General features: G+C 71.9%; 18 protein-coding genes. 9 read left to right on the top strand and 9 right to left on the bottom strand.

What is annotated here, in order from left to right; all coding sequences use genetic code 11:
- Positions 1-82 precede the first annotated feature (82 nt).
- On the bottom strand, positions 83-307 hold the full coding sequence (locus ACPFP2_RS07290; protein ID WP_424087346.1) for a hypothetical protein: 225 nt from the start codon (positions 305-307) through the stop codon (positions 83-85).
- Positions 308-396: 89 nt separating this feature from the next.
- Positions 397-2280 (bottom strand): serine/threonine-protein kinase, encoded by a 1884-nt coding sequence (locus ACPFP2_RS07285; RefSeq protein WP_424087344.1) that lies wholly within the window; start codon positions 2278-2280, stop codon positions 397-399.
- A 91-nt stretch (positions 2281-2371) separates the two neighbouring features.
- On the opposite strand from ACPFP2_RS07285, the gene ACPFP2_RS07280 reads away from it, so the two are divergent.
- Together ACPFP2_RS07280 and ACPFP2_RS07275 are read left to right on the top strand one after the other, a co-directional pair.
- A complete protein-coding gene (locus tag ACPFP2_RS07280) occupies positions 2372-2584 on the top strand; it encodes an acyl-CoA carboxylase subunit epsilon (protein WP_424087342.1) in 213 nt (70 codons plus the stop codon).
- Positions 2585-2696: 112 nt separating this feature from the next.
- Positions 2697-3152 carry a hypothetical protein gene (locus tag ACPFP2_RS07275; RefSeq protein ID WP_424087340.1) on the top strand — a complete coding sequence of 152 codons (456 nt, stop codon included), beginning with the start codon at positions 2697-2699 and terminating at the stop codon, positions 3150-3152.
- A gap of 355 nt (positions 3153-3507) precedes the next feature.
- Here ACPFP2_RS07275 and ACPFP2_RS07270 read toward each other — a convergent pair whose 3' ends face one another.
- A complete protein-coding gene (locus ACPFP2_RS07270) occupies positions 3508-3696 on the bottom strand; it encodes a hypothetical protein (RefSeq protein WP_157745047.1) in 189 nt (62 codons plus the stop codon).
- A gap of 861 nt (positions 3697-4557) precedes the next feature.
- Between ACPFP2_RS07270 and mycP the strand changes: the two genes are divergently transcribed.
- The 3 genes from mycP to ACPFP2_RS07255 are packed head-to-tail and all read left to right on the top strand — an operon-like array spanning position 4558 to position 7003.
- On the top strand, positions 4558-5673 hold the full coding sequence (gene mycP / locus ACPFP2_RS07265; RefSeq protein WP_424087551.1) for a type VII secretion-associated serine protease mycosin: 1116 nt from the start codon (positions 4558-4560) through the stop codon (positions 5671-5673).
- Between the two features lie 10 nt (positions 5674-5683).
- Positions 5684-6340, top strand: a complete 657-nt coding sequence (locus ACPFP2_RS07260; protein WP_424087338.1) for a Maf family protein — start codon at positions 5684-5686, stop codon at positions 6338-6340.
- Positions 6341-6349: 9 nt separating this feature from the next.
- Entirely contained in the window at positions 6350-7003 is a 654-nt protein-coding gene (locus ACPFP2_RS07255) for an O-methyltransferase (RefSeq protein ID WP_424087337.1), read from the top strand.
- A gap of 104 nt (positions 7004-7107) precedes the next feature.
- Here ACPFP2_RS07255 and ACPFP2_RS07250 read toward each other — a convergent pair whose 3' ends face one another.
- From ACPFP2_RS07250 to ACPFP2_RS07235, 4 genes are all read right to left on the bottom strand, one after another.
- Positions 7108-8391, bottom strand: coding sequence for an MFS transporter (locus tag ACPFP2_RS07250; protein WP_424087336.1), 1284 nt, complete (start codon positions 8389-8391; stop codon positions 7108-7110).
- A gap of 58 nt (positions 8392-8449) precedes the next feature.
- Complete coding sequence (locus tag ACPFP2_RS07245) at positions 8450-9205, bottom strand: ABC transporter permease (protein ID WP_424087334.1); 756 nt, start codon at positions 9203-9205, stop codon at positions 8450-8452.
- Between the two features lie 17 nt (positions 9206-9222).
- Entirely contained in the window at positions 9223-10182 is a 960-nt protein-coding gene (locus ACPFP2_RS07240) for an ATP-binding cassette domain-containing protein (protein WP_424087332.1), read from the bottom strand.
- A 126-nt stretch (positions 10183-10308) separates the two neighbouring features.
- Positions 10309-10920: a PadR family transcriptional regulator gene (locus ACPFP2_RS07235; RefSeq protein ID WP_424087549.1), complete on the bottom strand. Its 612-nt coding sequence runs from the start codon at positions 10918-10920 to the stop codon at positions 10309-10311.
- A 148-nt stretch (positions 10921-11068) separates the two neighbouring features.
- On the opposite strand from ACPFP2_RS07235, the gene ACPFP2_RS07230 reads away from it, so the two are divergent.
- Together ACPFP2_RS07230 and ACPFP2_RS07225 are read left to right on the top strand one after the other, a co-directional pair.
- The gene (locus ACPFP2_RS07230) at positions 11069-12820 is read left to right on the top strand and encodes an acetyl/propionyl/methylcrotonyl-CoA carboxylase subunit alpha (RefSeq protein WP_424087330.1); all 1752 of its coding nucleotides are present in this window, start codon (positions 11069-11071) and stop codon (positions 12818-12820) included.
- Between the two features lie 195 nt (positions 12821-13015).
- A complete protein-coding gene (locus ACPFP2_RS07225; RefSeq protein ID WP_424087328.1) occupies positions 13016-14455 on the top strand; it encodes a GuaB1 family IMP dehydrogenase-related protein in 1440 nt (479 codons plus the stop codon).
- A 45-nt stretch (positions 14456-14500) separates the two neighbouring features.
- On the opposite strand, the gene ACPFP2_RS07220 is transcribed toward ACPFP2_RS07225, so the two are convergent.
- On the bottom strand, positions 14501-16150 hold the full coding sequence (locus tag ACPFP2_RS07220) for a DHA2 family efflux MFS transporter permease subunit (RefSeq protein ID WP_424087326.1): 1650 nt from the start codon (positions 16148-16150) through the stop codon (positions 14501-14503).
- Between the two features lie 56 nt (positions 16151-16206).
- Between ACPFP2_RS07220 and ACPFP2_RS07215 the strand changes: the two genes are divergently transcribed.
- On the top strand, positions 16207-16749 hold the full coding sequence (locus ACPFP2_RS07215; RefSeq protein ID WP_424087324.1) for a MarR family winged helix-turn-helix transcriptional regulator: 543 nt from the start codon (positions 16207-16209) through the stop codon (positions 16747-16749).
- Between the two features lie 65 nt (positions 16750-16814).
- Here ACPFP2_RS07215 and ACPFP2_RS07210 read toward each other — a convergent pair whose 3' ends face one another.
- Positions 16815-17366 carry a TetR/AcrR family transcriptional regulator gene (locus ACPFP2_RS07210; RefSeq protein ID WP_424087322.1) on the bottom strand — a complete coding sequence of 184 codons (552 nt, stop codon included), beginning with the start codon at positions 17364-17366 and terminating at the stop codon, positions 16815-16817.
- Positions 17367-17450: 84 nt separating this feature from the next.
- Between ACPFP2_RS07210 and ACPFP2_RS07205 the strand changes: the two genes are divergently transcribed.
- On the top strand, positions 17451-17897 hold the full coding sequence (locus tag ACPFP2_RS07205) for a DoxX family protein (protein ID WP_424087320.1): 447 nt from the start codon (positions 17451-17453) through the stop codon (positions 17895-17897).
- Positions 17898-17905 lie beyond the last annotated feature (8 nt).

Below are 17905 nucleotides of genomic sequence, written 5' to 3'. Positions count from 1 at the left end.
GACACTCCGTCGGCGGCAGCGGGATCGATCATCACCGCACGGTCGATGACTGGTCCGGCTGCCGCCACCGTCGGGTCCGGGTTCAGGCCTCCTGCCGGGTGACCACCGGCACGGCGTCGTCACGGGTCAGGGCGGTGCGTCGGGTGAACCGCCAGGCGGCGATCGCGGCAGCGGTGACCGCCACGACGGCGAGCATCGCGACCAGCACCGACAGGCCGACACTGACCATCAGCAGGACGATGTCGCCGAGCGCGACCAGCATCCACAGTGCCAGCCGGGGCCGGGTGTCCTTGCGTCGGGAACCCATGTCGTACCTCCTTCCGTCGTCGGGGGTGGGATACCCCGTACGACGGAGAGTCATGCGAATCGAGTTCGCACCGGTACGAATCCCAGGTGTCAGTTCACCCGGTCGGGCTTGAACCCCTTGACGATCTGGTCGAAGGTGGCGAGCTGGGCCTGCCAGTCCTTCTCCGCGATCTCCCACCGGATGGCGTAGCCCCGGTTGCTGGCGGTGGCGAAGCCCCGGTTGCGGACGTGGATCCGGGTGCCGTCCCGGCTCTCCAGCCACTCCCAGTCCGCGCAGGTGCGGTACCAGTCGCACCGCTCGATGCCGAGATACTGGTAGTTGCTGACATACCGCTTGCGGCTCGGTTCCTGCGCCCGCCAGTCGGCGACCGCGTCCGGCTTGGGGTTGCTGCCCCACTGCACCAGCATCTCGCCCACTCCGTTGCGCTGGGAGAAGACGACGATGTCCCCTCCCGTACGGACGACCCGCCAGTCCGGCGGGAGCGGGACGGAGAAGGTCGGGCCCTTGTGCAGGGTCCAGCCCGCCGGCAGCGCATTCGGGTCGGTCGACGGGCTGGCCGAGGGCGTCGGGCTGGGCGGTGCAGCACTGGTCGGCGGCGGCGCGGCCGGAGCCGACGTCGGGGCGGGACCCGAAGTCGAGGTCGCGGCGCTGGACGGGCCGGCCTGCTGACCGTCGTCCTCCGGGTCGCCGCTACGGCCGAGCAGCGGGACGAGCACCGCGAGGCCGACCAGCAGCACCAGCACGACCGCACCGATCAGCAGGTTCCGCTTGCGCTGGTCGTGCTTCGTCCCGTCGTACACCGAGCCGGGAAGGCGCTCGGCGGGCGCGGCGGCCGGGCTGACCGGCGCGGGCATCACGGACGTGGGGTTGTTGCGCTTCGGCGCCTCGACCTTGGCGGTCGGCGCGGCGTCCGGCTTCGGCGGGTCGACCTTGGCGGTCGGCGCGGCGTCCGCGTTCGCGGGCACCTTGGCGGTCGCGTCGTCGGCGGCCGTCGCGCCGGCCGCCGCAGCGGCGGCCTTGGGTGGCGTGGTCGGCTTCGACGCGGCGGACTGCTCGGCCGCCCGCGGCGCCGGGACCAGCGGCGGGCGCGGCTCGCGCGGGCCGTTCGGCCCCGGCCGGCGTACGCCGTCGAGCAGCGGGATGCTCTTCGCCCGCTTGCCGCCGGCGCGGCGCAGCAGGCGCTCGGCCACCTCGGCGGTGATCCGCTCCTTCGGGTCCTTGCGGAGCAGCCCCTGCAGGACCGGCTTCAACGGGCCGGCGTTCTTCGGCGGCGGCAACGGCTCGGTGGCCAGCGCGGCCAGCGTGGCGATCGCCGACGGCCGCGCGTACGGCGACTTGCCCTCGACCGCCGCGTAGAGGGTGGCCCCCAGCGACCACAGGTCGGCCTCCGGACCGGCGGTGCCGTCCTTGGCCCGCTCCGGCGCGATGTACGCGGGCGAGCCGAGCACCATGCCGGTGCGGGTGACGTTCGGGTCGCCGGGGATGGTGGCCAGACCGAAATCGGTCAGCACCACCCGGCCGTCGGTGCCGAGCAGCACGTTGCCCGGCTTGATGTCGCGGTGCATCACGCCGGCCTTGTGCGCCGCCTTCAACGCCCCCAGCACACCGAGGCCGATCTCGACGGCGCGGGCCGGCGTCACCGGGCCGTCCTCGGCGAGGGTGTCCTGCAGCGACTTCGACGCGACGTACTCCATGACGATCCACGGATCGCCGTCGGTACGCAGCACGTCGAAGATGCGGACCACGTTGATGTGGTTCAGCCGGGCGATGGCCCGGGCCTCCCGCAACGACCGCTCCCGCATCTCGCGGCGCTCGTCGTCGGTGAGGCTGGGCGGTGGCACGAGTTCCTTGATCGCCACGTCCCGGTGCAGGACCTCGTCACGCGCCTTCCACACCCGACCCATGCCGCCCTGACCGAGCGGCGAGATGAGCCGGTACCGGTCGGCGACGAGTTGGGGAAGCGCTTCAGACATCGCTGAGACGGTACCCGGCGTCGCCGACGCTCACACCGCCGGCACGCCACTGTGCGGCGAAGGTCAAGTTCGCGACGCGTACGCTGACGGCATGTCTGCCGAAGAGCCGCTGTTCCGGGTCGTCCGGGGTGTCCCGACCGCCGAAGAACTGGCCGCGCTGGTCGGCGCGATCGTCGCCCGGTCCCGGCCGGTCGCCGCGCCCGCGCCGGTGGCCGTCTCCGCCTGGGCGCGCAGCAGCCGCCCGGCCGTCGCGACCCCCGTCGCCGGCCAGGGCGGGTGGCGCGCCTCCGGCCTGCCCCGCTGACCTGCCCCGGGTACGCGACCTGAGTCGTGCCTCCTCGTCGGGGCTGCCGAGATCGCGCGGGACCCATTAACCTCACTCAGGGGAACGGGGCCGTGACGGGTAGGGAGGATCGATGATCCCTGAGGAGGACCGCCCAGCTTCCTGGCTGCGCGACAACGACCGCATCGAAGCCGACATCCGCCAGATGCGCGAGTTCGCCGACCGGCTCCAGGCCGAGGTCGACCGCAACTACGCACCGCACCTGTCCTACATCGCGGACGACATGACCGCTGCTATTCCCGACCCGTGTGACGCGTTCATCGAACTGGTGCAGTTCCTGCGCGCCCACCACGAGACCCAGCAGGCCACCGCCAACACGGTGTGGGACCTGGGCGGGGCGACCGGCCACCTGGCGGGCGCCGCCGGAAAGATCGCCTCCGAGTACGAGGGCGTGGACGCCTTCGCCGCCGCCCGGATCGGCGACGTACGGGAGGCGCTCGCCCGCCCGTACGCCGTGATGCCGCACAGTCGAGCCACCCTCACCGATCCCACCGGCCCGGACAACCGGGGGCCGGTGGTGCTGCCGTGATCGAACGGGGCGGCGGCCGGACGTCCGGCCTCACCGACTGGCAGTTGATGGACGTGCAGAGCATGTGGGCCTGCCTCCAGGACCACGACACCAGCGGGCACTGGAAGCAGGTCGCCGGCTGGCGCAAGGTGTGCGACCTCGCGATGAACCACATGCGGCGGCTCCACGAGTACCGTCGCGGCCTGGCCGAGGCGTGGCCGCCGGAGACCAACGCCGCCGCCCGGGCGTACCTGGCCGAGCTGGACCAGCTCATCGAGAAGGTGCAGCGCACCCACGACACCGCCGCCGCCAACCACGACGCGCTCGCCGCCGCCACCCGCGCCATCGACAGCGCCCGACCCCAGGTGAAGACCCTCTACGAGCAGTACGCGACGAAGCTGGCGCAGAAACGCTCGTACGAGGAGATGATCACCGATCCGAAGGCGTTGGCCGGCAACCGTACGACGAAGCCGCCGGTGACGGACGCGGATCTGGAGCAGTTGAACTCGCAGGCCCGGGGGATCATGTTCGGGTTGAGCGGCGAACTACAGCAGGCCCAGGTCATGCTCCAAAAGCCGCCGCCGAGGCCCAGCCCAGGCAGGCAGATTGAGAACCCTGATGCCTACTCTGCCGGCCCAGTTCCACTCATCCCTCCCGTTATCCCCGTACCTCTCGCGGTGTCAACTGAGGCCCAGCCGAGTGGTGCGCGTAAAGCGACTACACCGGTTCCCATTCAAGGCGCGCCGAGCATTGGTCCCGTCCTCGGCGGAGCGAACACTGGCCTAGCCAACCCACCCACATCTGCCCAGCCGGGCAGCCCCGCAAGCTCTACGCACACTGCTGGGCCACCATCCAGCCTCGGTCTTCCGATAGGCCAAAGCGGTGGAACTAACGGCTTAAGGGGACCGGCCACCCGCTCGGGTCCAGGAAACACCAATCAGGCCTCTAACGCTGCACGCGCATTCCCCCCTCGACCGATGCATCCGGGGGGCTTGATCGGCGGCGTCCCCGGCGGGTCACTTGGACAGCCTGGCGGAAACCCCTCACCTCGCCGCGTTAACCCGGTCGGTGGGGTAATTGGCGGTGGTGGCGCCGGGACGGCACCCACAGGAGCTGCTGGATCTCGCCCAGGCGGAGGCCGCGGACAGTTCAGCGGCTTGCCCGGCCTGCATCCAATCGGAGGCAGCCCTGGAATAGGAGGCGGGGGTCAGGGAATCGGGAACACAGCGGGAAGAAAGCCGGGTCGCCACGAGCAGACAGGCGGCGAACCGCGTAGCTGGGATCCCGACAACCCTTGGGAGACAGACGAGGGAGTGAGCCCTGTAGTCCTCCCGCCAGACGAAGATGGGCCCATCGACCCAGGCCCAGCCATCGGTTTTAAGAGGTGATCACGCGTACAACTGGGCCTCTTATCGCGATTTCCGCCCTGTTGATAGCAGCCCCTCTCAGCTCCGTAGTTGCAGCGCAAGCTTCGCCACAACCCCCACCCGAGAAGCGAGTACGCAGTGACCAGTGGCACTTGCGTTTCCTTCGCGTGGCTGATGCACACCGCATCAGCCAAGGCGACGGAGTCACGGTAGCGATTCCCGACACTGGCGTGGCCCCCCACCCCGACCTGAGCAGCAATCTCCTTCCTGGAAGGGACCTAATCCCAGGCGGCAGCGGAGATGGCCGACAGGACACAGATAGCCATGGCACCTCCATGGCAGGCTTAATCGCTGCGCACGGAAGAGGGTCGGAAGCTGGCGCCCTAGGTATCGCCCCGAAGGCAAAGATCTTGCCCATACGAACCAAGCTAGTCAACAATCAAGGGGATACGGAAGATCTCGCTGCTGCTGTCGAGTGGGCGACATCGCAAGGTGCAGATGTCATAAGCATCTCGGCGGTCGCTGGAGCTAGCCCAAGACTGCAACGAGCAATACGAAGCGCACTCCAGGCAAATATAATCATTGTTGCAGCAGCTGGGAACAAACCGGAAGACCTTGGCGTGGGGTACCCAGCCTCGGAAGAAGGAGTAATCGGCGTAGGTGGGATCGACCAACTCGGGGAACACGCTGCAATATCGGTTACAGGCCCCGAAGTAGACGTCGCAGCTCCGGCGGTGAATATCTTCAGCACCAGCTATGACGTGAAATACTCCAAGGGCACAGGAACCTCTAGCGCTACTGCGATTGTTGCCGGAGCTGCCGCTCTCATACGTTCCAAGTATCCGCACCTGCCGGCCGCCGAGGTCGCGCATCGGCTCACCGCCACCGCTGTCGACAAGGGCCCACCCGGCCGTGACGACGAGTACGGTTACGGGGTCATCGACCTCGTAGCCGCCCTCACCGCTGACGTACCTCCCCTGGGCTTCGAGTCCTCCACGGTCACCCCACCACCCAATGGCGCCCCACCCACGACAGCCGCCGACGTCGACGGCGACGACGCAGCGACCGCTCGGGGTCTCGTCACCCTCGGCGTGATCGTTGCCGCCGGTGGCGGTTACCTGATCTGGCGTCGGCGTCGCCGTGCCGACGACCCGCCGCCCCGGATCAGCCGGTAGCGTCGGCGACGTGCCGAACTCCCTGCCGCTGCGTCTCGTCCTCGCATCCCAGAGTCCCGCCCGCCGCAAGCTCCTCCAGGCCGCCGGGATCGAACCCGACGTACTGGTCAGCGGGGTCGACGAGTCCCAGGTGGTCAGCGACCGGGCCGAGGATCTGTGCCTGGAGCTGGCCCGGTTGAAGGCGCTGGCGGTGCTGGACCGCCTGCGCGCCACCCCGGACGAGCGCATGCTGGTGCTGGGCTGCGACTCGGTGCTGGCGTTCGACGGGGAGATCCTGGGCAAGCCGGCGGACGCCGCCGACGCGACGGACCGCTGGCGGCGGATGCGGGGGCGCAGCGGGGTGCTGCACACCGGGCACTGTCTGGTGGACGTGACGCACGAAGCCCGAGCGGAGGCGGTGGCGTCGACGGTGGTGCACTTCGCCGACATCAGCGACGAGGAGATCGCCGCGTACGTGGCGACCGGGGAGCCGCTGGCGGTGGCGGGGGCGTTCACCATCGACGGTCTGGGCGGGGCGTTCCTGACCGGGATCGAGGGTGACCCGGGCACGGTGGTGGGGCTCTCGCTGCCGATGCTGCGCCGGCTCCTCGGTGAGCTGGAGCTCGACATCACGGACCTGTGGACGAAGGTCGCGCCAGGGGGCCAGGAGATCGCCCATCTCGGCTAGCGTCCGGGCATGACCTCCAAGCCGTTGCCGCTGACACCGGAACTGCACGCGTACCTCGTGGCCCACGGGTCGTCGCCGGACGAGATCGTCCGCGACCTGTACGAGGAGACGATCGCCGCCCTCCCCGACCAGGCGGTGATGCAGGTGGCCCCGGAGCAGGCCGCGTTCCTCACCTTCCTCACCCGGCTGCTCGGCGTACGGCAGGCGGTGGAGGTGGGCACGTTCACCGGGCTCTCCTCGCTGGCGATCGCCCGTGGCCTGCCCGAGGACGGCAGGTTGACCTGCTTCGACATCTCGGCGGAGTACACCGGCATCGCTCGGCGCTACTGGGAGCGGGCGGGTGTCGCCGACCGGATCGAGCTGCGGATCGGCCCGGCCGGGGACACGCTGCGCGAGCTGCCCGTGGAGCGTCACCTGGACTTCGCGTTCATCGACGCCGACAAGACCGGCTACCCGGTGTACTGGGACGAGTTGGTGCCCCGGATGCGTCCGGGCGGGGTGATCGCGGTGGACAACACGCTGCGCGGCGGCCGGGTGCTCGCCCCGCGCGACGCCGACGACCGGGCGATCGCTGCCTTCAACGACGAGGTGCTGGCCGATGTCCGCGTCGAGACGGTGATGCTCCCGATCGCCGACGGGGTCACCCTGGCCCGGGTGCGCTGACACCAGATCGACTCCGTGTCGCCGAAACGGTGGGGTCGCCCGCTTCCCGACCCCGCCACACCGGCGACATGGAGTCGATCATGGGGCTCGTGGGTCAAGGAGTGTCAGGCGGGAACGGGCTCGCGGTCGTCCGTCGGGGCCGCGATCCGTAGCGCGCGGGCCAGCCGCACGGTGAGCATCAGGGCTGCGGCGATGAAACCGGGCAGCAGCAGGAAGGCCAGGTGGGGTCCGACCCCGTCGGCCACCGCGCCGAGCGCCACCGGCGCGATCCCGAAGCCCACCCCCATCGAGTACGACGCCCAGCCGGCCGCCTTGTCGGCGGCGGGCCCGGCCACGGCCAGCGCGATGGAGATGGCCAGCGGGTAGTGCAGCGCGTTGCCCAATCCCAGCACGACCAGCCCGGTGACGGCGAGCCAGCCGACCGGGGCGAGCCAGAAGATCGCGAACCCGACGAACGAGACGGTCAGCGCGCCGAGCAGCAGTGGGGCGGGCGGCCAGCGCAGGGCGATCCGGCCGCCGGCCAGCCGGCCGAGGAACATGCCGCACACGATCGCGGCCACCGCGGCGGAGGCGCCGCCCGCGGACATCCCGGCGTGGGTACGCAGCACGTCGGCGGTCCAGAGCGACAGGCAGACCTCGATCGAGCCGGTGACCGACATCAACACCCAGGCGATCCAGTACGCCCGGGGCAGCCGCCCGGCACCCACCTTGCCCGTGCCGGCCGGCTCGGCGGGCAGGCGGCCCACCGACCGCGAACCGGGATCGACGGTCACCGGGGCGGCCGCCCCGGCCGGGCCGGCGGGAGCCGCGGCAGCGGGGTCGCCCTGCGGCGGGCGTACCCGCGAGAGGTGGGCGACGAGGGCGAGCGCCGCGATGAGCCCGGCCTCGACGGCCATCACCGGACGCCAGCCGAACCCGGCGCCGACGCTCACGCCGATGACCAGCGGGGCGAGGATGCCCATGCCGGCGCAGGCGGCGTTGGCCTCGGTGAGCGCGGCCGGCGCGGCGGGGCCGTGCCGGGCGGTGAGGACGACGGCGACACCGCTGATCACCATCATGCCGGCGGTGGCGATCACCGCGACGGCGGCGAGGGTGGCCGGCAGCGGGCGGAGTGTGCCGAACGCGCTGACGCCGACGGCGACCCCGGCGAGGCCGGACCAGATCGCCGCCGCGCGGCCGACGTGTCGGGCGAGCGGGGCGAAGATCGCGCCGCCGAGCATCGCGCCGACCGCGATGGCGGTGCTGTGCAGGCCGGCGACGGCGGCGCTGGTGCCCTGCTCGTCGCGGAGCAGCGGTACGACCGGGCCGAACCCGTAGAGGAAGAAGCCCCACAGGCCCAACTGGGCGTAGGTCAGCCAGGTGGTCCTGTCACGGGTGAGGCGAGGCACTGGCCTTACGCTACAAGCGCGCGGCCGGCACCCCGCCCCAGGTGAGAGTCAGGTCTCGTCAGCGGACGCTGCGGGCGAACTGCCGGGCGGCCCAGAAGACGCCGGCGGCGGCGAGCCCTGCGATGATGGTCAGCCCCTGCCAGACCTTGTCGTCGCCGAGGTCCCCGGCGAAGAGCGCCCGGGTGCCGTCGACCGCCCAGGAGAACGGGTTCCACTCGGCGACGCCCTGGAGCCAGCCCGGGGCGAAGGTGAGCGGCAGCAGGATGCCGGAGAGCAGCAGCACCGGCTGGGCGACGGTGTTCATCAGCGGGGCGAGCGCGTCCTCACTCTTGACCTTGAGCGCGACACCGTAGGAGACGGCCGAGGTCATCAGCGCGATCAGGGCGAGCATCAGGTACGCCAGCAGCAGGTCGCCGATGAAGACACGCAGGTCGAACGCCAGCGCCAGCAGGGTGATGATGACGGCCTGCACGATCAGCGAGACGACGTCGCGCAGGGAGCGGCCGAGCAGCAGGGCGAGCCGGCTGACCGGGGTGACCCGGGAGCGTTCGATCACCCCGGCGCGCAGTTCGGCGATCAGGCCGAAGCCCTGGAACAGGCCGCCGAAGATGGCCAGCAGCACCAGCAGGCCGGGGACGAAGATCTTGTACGCCGCCGCCTGGGTGGGGGCGTTCAGCGCGGGCTTGAGCAGCGGGGCGAAGAGCAGCAGGTACATCACCGGCTGGAAGACGCCGACGAAGACCCAGACCGGGTTGCGTAGCAGCAGCTGGAACTGGCGCTGGAAGATCAGCCAGGTGTCGCGGGCGAGTTTCATCGTGCGGTCTCCGGTTCTCAGGACTCGCGCAGCGAGCGGCCGGTCTTGGTGAGGAAGACGTCGTCGAGGCTGGGGCGGTGCAGCTCGATGGAGCTGAGCGCCAGCCCGGCGGAGTCGAGTCGGCGCAGGAGCTGCGGGATGGCGGTGGCGCCCTCCTCGACGTAGAGGCGTACGCCGCCCTCGTCGATGGTCTCCAGCTTGGTGACGTACTCCTCGCCGTCGAGCAGTTGGGCGGCCTGCGGGGTGGCGGCCAGGTCGAGGCCGACCAGCACCACGTCGCCGGAGATCTCCCGCTTAAGCTCGGCCGGGGTGCCCTCGGCGACCACCTCGCCGTGATCCATGATCGCGATCCGGTCGCAGAGCGCGTCGGCCTCGTCGAGGTAGTGCGTGGTGATGAAGACGGTCATGCCCTCGGTACGCAGCCGACGGATCTCGTCCCACATGTGCGCGCGGCTCTGCGGGTCCAGCCCGGTGGTGGGCTCGTCCAGGAAGACGATCTTCGGCTCGTGGATGATGCCGAGGGCGATCTCGACGCGCCGGCGCTGCCCGCCGGAGTAGGTCTTGCACTTGCGGTCGGCGTACTCGGTGAGCTGGAAGGCGTCCAGGGCGCGGGCGGCGCGGCGGTGCGCGTCGGCCTTGCCGATGCCGTACATCCGGGCGTGCAGCACCAACTCCTCGCGGGCGGTGGACTCGTCCCAGGTGCTGCCGCCCTGGGCGACGTAGCCGATCCGGCGGCGCACCTCGGCCGGGTCCTTGCGCAGGTCGGCCCCGGCGATGGTGGCCTCACCGCCGTCCGGCTCGATGAGCGTGGCGAGCATCCGCAGGGTGGTGGTCTTGCCGGCGCCGTTGGGGCCGAGGAAACCGAAGATCTCCCCCTCGGCGACCTGGAGGTTCACCCCCCGTACGGCGTCGACCGTCTTCGTCTGGCGACCGGCGCGGGAGCGGAACGACTTCCGCAACCCCCTGGTCTCGATCATGTCTGCTCCTGGTCGTCCGGCCGGCCGCACCGGCCACCCTCCCCCGGGAACGGCGCCGGGACGGCGCGTTCCCCCGTGTGTCCCGCGAGCAGGCTAACGCGATATAACGCTTTTGGTCAACGTTGATTATTCCGCGTCCTGGCCCTGTCGCGCCGCTCCGTCCGTCCACCCCGGCCAGTCCTCCGTCCCGACCAGCCCAGCAGGCAGGTACGACACTCCGGAGTCGATCCGCTCGGCGATCCGTCCACACCAGTCGATCTCCGCCTCGGCCCGGGCCAGCCACAGCTCGAACATCCAGCCCACGTGCACCGGCTTGGTGTCACGTACCCAGTCGGAGGCCAACGAGGCCCGCATCGACTCGACACCGGCGCGCAACAGGTTGGCCCGGTTGCGCAGGGCGGCCGCCGCCTCGTCGCGCGGCATCGCGGGCAGGAACGAGAAGGCGGCCACGAACGGGTCGGGCGTCTCGTGCACCTGCCACCACTGGGCGCGCAGCAGGCTCTCGAACTCGTCCTCGCCCTTGGGCGTCACCTCGTACGTGGTGCGGGCCGGACGGGCGCCCACCTGCTCGGTCGCCACCTCGCGCAGCAGCCCCTCCCCGGCGAGCTTGCGCAGTGCGTGGTAGATCGATCCGGGCTGCACGTTGGCCCACTTGTCGGCATTCCAACTGAGCAGTTCGCGGCGCACGTCGTAGCCGTGCACCGGCTGCATCCAGCGGACCAGGCCGAGAATCATCATGCGAGTCGCAGACACCGGCCAAGCGTAATAACCAAGTTTGACTAACGGCCGGCGGAACAGTGCCACATCCCACACTGAGCGATCGTTAGGGGGGTTCAGGGTGGCCGATACACTCCCGGTCAACGACCTTCCGGGAGGAGCCCTCAAGGTGCGCAAGGTACTCATCGCCAACCGTGGCGAGATCGCCGTCCGCGTCATCCGTGCCTGCCGCGACGCCGGTCTGGGCAGCGTCGCCGTCTACGCGGACTCCGACCGGGACGCCCTGCACGCCACCCTCGCCGACGAGGCGTACGCCCTCGGTGGCGACACCGCGGCCGACAGCTACCTGCGGATCGACAAGCTGATCGACGTCGCCGGGAAGTCGGGCGCGGACGCCGTCCACCCCGGCTACGGCTTCCTCTCCGAGAACGCCGACTTCGCCCAGGCCGTCATCGACGCCGGGCTCACCTGGATCGGCCCCACCCCGCAGGCGATCCGCGACCTGGGTGACAAGGTCACCGCCCGGCACATCGCCCAGCGGGCCGGCGCTCCCCTGGTCCCCGGCACCCCCGACCCGGTCGGCAACGCCGACGAGGTGATGGCCTTCGCCGTCGACCACGGCCTGCCGGTCGCCATCAAGGCGGCCTTCGGCGGCGGCGGGCGCGGGCTCAAGGTGGCCCGCACCATGGAGGAGATCCCGCACCTGTTCGAGTCGGCCACCCGCGAGGCGGTCGCCGCGTTCGGTCGGGGCGAGTGCTTCGTCGAGCGGTACCTGGACAAGCCCCGCCACGTCGAGGCGCAGGTCCTCGCCGACCAGCACGGCAACGTCATCGTCGTCGGCACCCGGGACTGCTCGTTGCAGCGCCGGCACCAGAAGCTGGTCGAGGAGGCCCCCGCGCCGTTCCTCACCGACGCCCAGCGCCGGCAGATCCACGACAGCGCCAAGGCGATCTGCCGGGAGGCCGGCTACCACGGCGCCGGCACCGTCGAGTACCTGGTCGGCGCCGACGGCACCATCTCCTTCCTGGAGGTCAACACCCGGCTCCAGGTGGAGCACCCGGTCACCGAGGAGACCGCCGGCGTCGACCTGGTCCGCGAGCAGTTCCGCATTGCCGACGGCGAGAAGCTGCGCTTCACCGAGGACCCGACCCCGCGCGGGCACGCCATCGAGTTCCGGATCAACGGCGAGGACCCGGGCCGCAACTTCCTGCCCGCCCCGGGCACCATCACCGCGCTGCGGCTGCCCACCGGCCCCGGCGTCCGGGTCGACACCGGCATCTCGGCCGGCGACGTGATCGGCGGCAACTTCGACTCGCTGCTCGCCAAGGTGATCATCACCGGCGAGACGCGTACCGAGGCGATCGAGCGGGCCCGCCGGGCGCTGGACGAGATGGTCGTCGAGGGCATGGCCACCGCGCTGCCCTTCCACCGCCTGGTCGTCCGGGACCCCGCATTCACCGCCGCGCCGTTCACCGTGCACACCCGGTGGATCGAGACCGAGTTCGACAACACCGTGCCGGCCTTCACCGCGCCCGCCGGCGCCGTCGAGGGCCCGGCCGAGCGCGAGACCGTCGTGGTAGAGGTGGGTGGCAAGCGGCTGGAGGTCAGCCTCCCCGCCGGCTTCGGCGGGGGTACGACCACCGCCTCGCCCGCCGCCCGCAAGCCGGCCCGCCGGGGCGGTGGCGCCAAGGCCGGCGCCACGGTCAGCGGCGACGCGCTCGCCTCGCCGATGCAGGGCACCATCGTCAAGATCGCTGTGGCGGAGGGGGACACCGTCGCCGAGGGTGACCTGGTCGTGGTGCTGGAGGCGATGAAGATGGAGCAGCCGCTGCACGCCCACAAGGCCGGTACGGTCAGCGGCCTCACCGCCGAGGTCGGCGCGGTGATCACCGCCGGCGCCGCCATCTGCACCATCGCCTGACCCTCCCCCTCCCCCGTCCCTCCCCCGCCCTCGACGTGCGCACTTACGGAGAAAGAGTGGCTATTCCCGGCCGGATAGCCACTCTTTCTCTGTAAGTGCGCTCTGGGCCTCGGGGGGCGGGGGGCGAGGGGGCGGGGTGGGTGGTTTGGGGCACCAGCGGGGGCGGGAGTGGGTGGGAGCAGGGATGATGGCCCGGTGCGGTTCCTTCATGGCGCGGTCCCCGCGCACGACCTGACCTACAACGACGTCTTCATGGCCCCGGCCCGCTCCGAGGTGGGCTCCCGGCTCGACGTCGACCTGGCCACCAGCGACGGGACGGGCACCACCATCCCGCTGGTGGTGTCGAACATGACCGCCGTGTCCGGCCGGCGGATGGCCGAGACCGTCGCCCGGCGCGGCGCGATCGCGGTGATCCCGCAGGACATCCCGATCGAGGTGGTCGCCAACGTGGTCGCGTGGGTGAAGCAGCGGCACCTGGTGCACGACACCCCGATCACGCTCGGCCCGACCGACACCGTCGGCGACGCGATCCACCTGCTGCCGAAGCGGTCGCACGGCGCGGTGATCGTGGTCGACGACGCGAACCGCCCGGTCGGCGTGGTCACCGAGGCGGACACCGTCGGCGTGGACCGCTTCGCCCAGTTGCGGCACGTGATGTCGACCGAGCTGCACACGGTGCCGGCGGACGCGGACCCGCGTACCGGCTTCGACCGGCTCTCCGCGGGCCGGCGCCGGTTGGCCCCGGTGGTGGACGCCGACGGCCGGCTGATCGGGGTGCTCACCCGGCAGGGCGCGCTGCGCGCCACCCTCTACCGGCCGGCCGTGGACGACCGGGGCCGGCTGCGGATCGCGGCGGCGGTGGGGATCAACGGCGACGTGACCGGCAAGGCCGAGGCGCTGCTGGCGGCCGGGGTGGACACCCTGGTCGTGGACACCGCGCACGGCCACCAGGAGCGGATGATCTCGGCGCTGCGGGCGGTCCGCCGGGTCGACCCGGCGGTCCCGGTCGCGGCCGGCAACGTGGTCACCGCCGAGGGCGTACGTGACCTGGTGGAGGCGGGCGCGGACATCGTCAAGGTCGGCGTCGGGCCGGGCGCGATGTGCACCACCCGGATGATGACCGGCGTGGGCCGGCCGCAGTTCTCCGCCGTGCTGGACTGCGCGGCGGCGGCCCGCGAACTGGGCCGGCACGTCTGGGCCGACGGCGGCGTGCGGCACCCGCGCGACGTGGCGCTGGCCCTCGCGGCCGGAGCGTCCAACGTCATGATCGGATCCTGGTTCGCCGGCACCTACGAGTCCCCCGGCGACCTCTACACCGAGCCGGACGGGCGGCGCTACAAGGAGAGCTTCGGCATGGCCTCGGCGCGGGCGGTGAGCGCGCGTACCGCCGAGGACAGCGCCTTCGACCGGGCCCGCAAGGCGATCTTCGAGGAGGGCATCTCCTCCGCGCGGATGTACCTGGACCCGACCCGTCCGGGGGTGGAGGACCTGATCGACGAGATCATCTCCGGCGTGCGCAGTGCCTTCACGTACGCGGGCGCCCGCAACCTGGACGAGTTCCACGAGCGTGCCCTGGTCGGCGTCCAGAGCACCGCCGGCTACACCGAAGGCATGCCCCTCCCCACCAGCTGGTGACCGCCCATTCCCTCCCACCCGTCCCGCGCTCCAGTGATCATGAAGTTAGCGGCGGAGTGACCGACCTCCAGTGCCGCTGACTTCATGATCATGTGGTGCGGGGCGGGGGGTTGGGGGGAGCAGGGGGTGGGGTCGGGGCAGGCGGGTGCAGGCGAGCAGGCCGACCAGGAGGAAACCGGCGGCGGCGAACGCGGCGTACCGGGTGGCGTCGGAGAACGCCTCCTTCGCCTCGTCGGCGATCGACGCCGTACGGGGGTCGGCGGCCAGCCCGGTGATGGCCGCGCCGGCACTGTCCTTGACCTCGGCGACCACCCGGTCGCGCTGCGCCGCGTCGAGTTCCGGCCGGTCGGCGAGGCGGTCGCCGAGCAGGCCGCCCAGGCTGGCGAAGAGCACCGTGCCGAGCACCGCGATGCCGAGCGCGGAGCCGACCTGCCGGGCGGTGCTCTGGATGCCCGAGCCCTGTCCGCTGCGTTGCACCGGCACGTCGGCGAGGGAGACGCCGGTGAGCTGCGCAGTCGCCAGGCCGACACCGACGCCGTACACGAAGAGAAACCCGAGCGGCGCCCACCACCGGGTGTCCGGCGCGACGACCAGGCCGATCCCGGCGACGCCGACCAGTTCGGCGGCGACGCCGAGCTGGACCATCCGGGCGGCGCCCCAGCGCCGGGTGAGCGGGGTGCCGAGCCCGCTGGCCAGGAAGCTGCCGACGGCGAGCGGCAGCAGCGCCGCGCCGGTACCGAAGGCGCTGTAGCCGAGGACGTTCTGGAACCACAGTGGCAGGGCGAAGAGCAGCCCGAACTCGCCGAGGCTGACGATGGCGGCGGCGAGGACGCCGTTGCGGAACGAGCGGATGCCGAACAGCGACAGGTCGAGCAGGGCGGGGCGGCCGGCCCGGTCACGGCGTAGCTGATGGGCCACGAAGACGACGAGGGCGGCGAGCCCGAGCAGCCCGGCGACCGGCACCGGGGAGATCGCGGCGGTCCAGTCCAGGCCGAAGAGGCGGAACGGCCGCTCCCGCTCCCACCAGCCGTAGGTACGGCCCTCGATGAGGGCGAAGACGACGCCGGTCATGCCGATCACCGAGAGCAGCGCACCGAGCAGGTCGACGCCGCGTTCGGCCCGGTCGTCGCGGGACTCGCGGACCAGGACGAGGGTGGCCGCGACGACGGCGACGCCGACCGGGACGTTGATGCCGAACGCCCACCGCCAGGAGTACTCGGTGGTGAGCCAGCCGCCGAGCAGCGGGCCGAGGGCGGCCGCGCCGCCGATGGTGGAGCCCCAGACGGCGAAGGCGACGCCCTTCTCCCGGCCGGTGAAGTTCGCGTTGAGCAGGGAGAGCGAGGTGGGCAGCATCATCGCGCCGCCGACTCCTTGCAGCACCCGGGAGGCGATCAGCGTCTCGCCGGTGCCGGCGACGGCGGCGAGCACGCTGGCCGCGACGAAGACCACCACGCCGGCGACGAACATCCGCCGCCGTCCGACCCGGTCGGCGAAGCGTCCGGCGACCAGCAACAGGGCCGCGAAGACCAGGGTGTACGCCTCTTGCACCCACTGCGCGTCGGCGGAGGTGATCCCCAGGTCCCGGATGATCTGCGGTACGGCGACGTTCACGATCGTCGCGTCCACGATGATCATCGCGACGCCGAGGCTGATGGCCAGCAGCCCCCACCAGCGGGCGCGTCCGTCGCTGCGCATCCGGGCCTCCTCGACTAGCTAGATTTTCTAGCTACCTGAGGTGCTAGCTTTTACCCGTGGAGGGGGCGGCGTCAACCGGCGAGCGTGGCACGGCCGGCGTGTCGCGCCGGGGGCCGTACAGCGAGGCGCCGACGACCAGCGACACCGCCCGCGCCCTGCGCGAGGTGCTGCGGGCCGCCGGTGACACCCGGGGCGCCCTGGCCCGCCGGCTCGGCATCGGGACCACCGACGCGGCCGCCATCGACCACCTGATCTCCTCCCCCGTGCCGCTCGGCCCGGTGGAGCTGGGCAACCGGCTCGGCATCCGCTCCGCCTCGGCCACCACCCTGGTCGACCGCCTGGTGCAGGCCGGCCACGTGGAACGGGGGCCGCACCCGAGCGACCGGCGACGCCTCTCGCTCCAGGTCACCGAGCGGGCCCACGACGAGGTGCTGGCGGCGTTGCGGCCGATGCTCGCCGGGGTCGAGCAGGCGGTCGCCCGACTCACCCCCGAACAGGCGGTCGCGACCACCACGTTCCTGCGCGAGGTCGCCGCGGTGATGCGCGAGTACGTGGCGACGGCGCCGGACGAGCCGCGCTCCGGCACGCGCCCGGACTGACCGCCCCGGCGCGGGCCGCGCGGGAGCCACGTCGAGCGGGAACACCTGCGGCCGAGGCCGGCGGGTCACTCGAAGAGGCGACGGATGACCTGGCGGGCGGTGGCCTCGGGGTCGTCCCCCGCGCCGGGCGGCAGGGCGCCGGCCAGCCAGAGGGTGGCGAAGCCGTGCACGATCGACCAGGCGGCGAGGGCGTCCCGGTCGGGGGTCGAGGCGGCCGGATGGGCGGCCACCCCGCCGTGCAGCGCCGCGCCGGACCGGGCCCGGGCGGCGACCAGGGCGGGATCGTCGGGCCGGTAGAGGTCGGGGCGGAACATCACCTCGAAGTGGGCCCGGTGCTCGACGGCGAACCGGACGTACGCCACGCCGGCCTCCAGCAGGTCGTCGCCGGCCCGACCCAGTTCCTCGGTGAGCAGGTCGTACCCCTCGACGGCGAACGCGGTGAGCAGGCCGGCCTTGTCGCCGAAGTGGTGCGCCGGCGCGGCGTGCGAGACGCCGGCCCGCCGGGCGAGGTCACGCAGGCTGAGCGCCGCCGGCCCGGACTCCCGGATCGCCTCCGCCGTCGTCGCGAGCAGGGCGCGGCGCAGGTCGCCGTGGTGGTACGGCCGGTTGCTCGTCATGCCGCGATCGTAACTTGCCATTGACAAGACCACCATGGTCAGGCATATCTTGTCGTCATCAAGATTTGCCCCTCGGAGGTTCGCATGGCCCCACTGATCGCTCTCGTCGTCGGCACCGCCCTGGCCCGACTGGCCGGCCTGGCCGGCGTCGACCCGCTCGACGGCTGGCACCCCGCGCTCCGGGTCGGCCTGGCGCTGATGTTCGCGTTGACCGGGTTCGCGCACTTCGCGGCACCCCGCCGCGCCGACCTGATCGCCATGGTCCCGCCCCGGCTCCCCCGGCCGGACCTGCTCGTCACCGTCACCGGCGCACTGGAACTGACCGGCGCCGTGGCGTTGCTGGCCCCGGCCACCGCACGGTGGGCCGCCGCCGCGCTCGCCCTGCTGATGGTGGCGATGTTCCCCGCGAACGTCTCGGCGGCCCGACGCCGGCTGACCCTGGGCGGCCGACCGGTCACCCCGCTGGCGACCCGCACCGCGCTGCAGATCCTGTTCGTCGGCGTCGCCGCGGTTATTTCGTTTGGCCCCTAACCGTCCGG

The sequence above is a fragment of the Micromonospora citrea genome, assembly GCF_049629545.1.
GTDB classification, from domain to species: domain Bacteria; phylum Actinomycetota; class Actinomycetes; order Mycobacteriales; family Micromonosporaceae; genus Micromonospora; species Micromonospora citrea_A.
Note: the sequence above shows the minus strand (reverse complement) of the source record. Positions and strands in the feature narration are given on the sequence as shown.

What these genes read in the sequence shown, in the direction of transcription:
- ACPFP2_RS07285 (WP_424087344.1), bottom strand. Translation starts at nt 2,280, where the DNA reads ATGTCTGAAGCGCTTCCCCAACTCGTCGCCGACCGGTACCGGCTCATC.
- ACPFP2_RS07240 (WP_424087332.1), bottom strand. Translation starts at nt 10,182, where the DNA reads ATGATCGAGACCAGGGGGTTGCGGAAGTCGTTCCGCTCCCGCGCCGGT.
- ACPFP2_RS07280 (WP_424087342.1), top strand. Translation starts at nt 2,372, where the DNA reads ATGTCTGCCGAAGAGCCGCTGTTCCGGGTCGTCCGGGGTGTCCCGACC.
- ACPFP2_RS07275 (WP_424087340.1), top strand. Translation starts at nt 2,697, where the DNA reads ATGATCCCTGAGGAGGACCGCCCAGCTTCCTGGCTGCGCGACAACGAC.
- ACPFP2_RS07210 (WP_424087322.1), bottom strand. Translation starts at nt 17,366, where the DNA reads ATGACGAGCAACCGGCCGTACCACCACGGCGACCTGCGCCGCGCCCTG.
- ACPFP2_RS07255 (WP_424087337.1), top strand. Translation starts at nt 6,350, where the DNA reads ATGACCTCCAAGCCGTTGCCGCTGACACCGGAACTGCACGCGTACCTC.
- ACPFP2_RS07220 (WP_424087326.1), bottom strand. Translation starts at nt 16,150, where the DNA reads ATGCGCAGCGACGGACGCGCCCGCTGGTGGGGGCTGCTGGCCATCAGC.
- ACPFP2_RS07290 (WP_424087346.1), bottom strand. Translation starts at nt 307, where the DNA reads ATGGGTTCCCGACGCAAGGACACCCGGCCCCGGCTGGCACTGTGGATG.
- ACPFP2_RS07205 (WP_424087320.1), top strand. Translation starts at nt 17,451, where the DNA reads ATGGCCCCACTGATCGCTCTCGTCGTCGGCACCGCCCTGGCCCGACTG.
- ACPFP2_RS07235 (WP_424087549.1), bottom strand. Translation starts at nt 10,920, where the DNA reads ATGATGATTCTCGGCCTGGTCCGCTGGATGCAGCCGGTGCACGGCTAC.
- ACPFP2_RS07270 (WP_157745047.1), bottom strand. Translation starts at nt 3,696, where the DNA reads ATGACCTGGGCCTGCTGTAGTTCGCCGCTCAACCCGAACATGATCCCC.
- ACPFP2_RS07245 (WP_424087334.1), bottom strand. Translation starts at nt 9,205, where the DNA reads ATGAAACTCGCCCGCGACACCTGGCTGATCTTCCAGCGCCAGTTCCAG.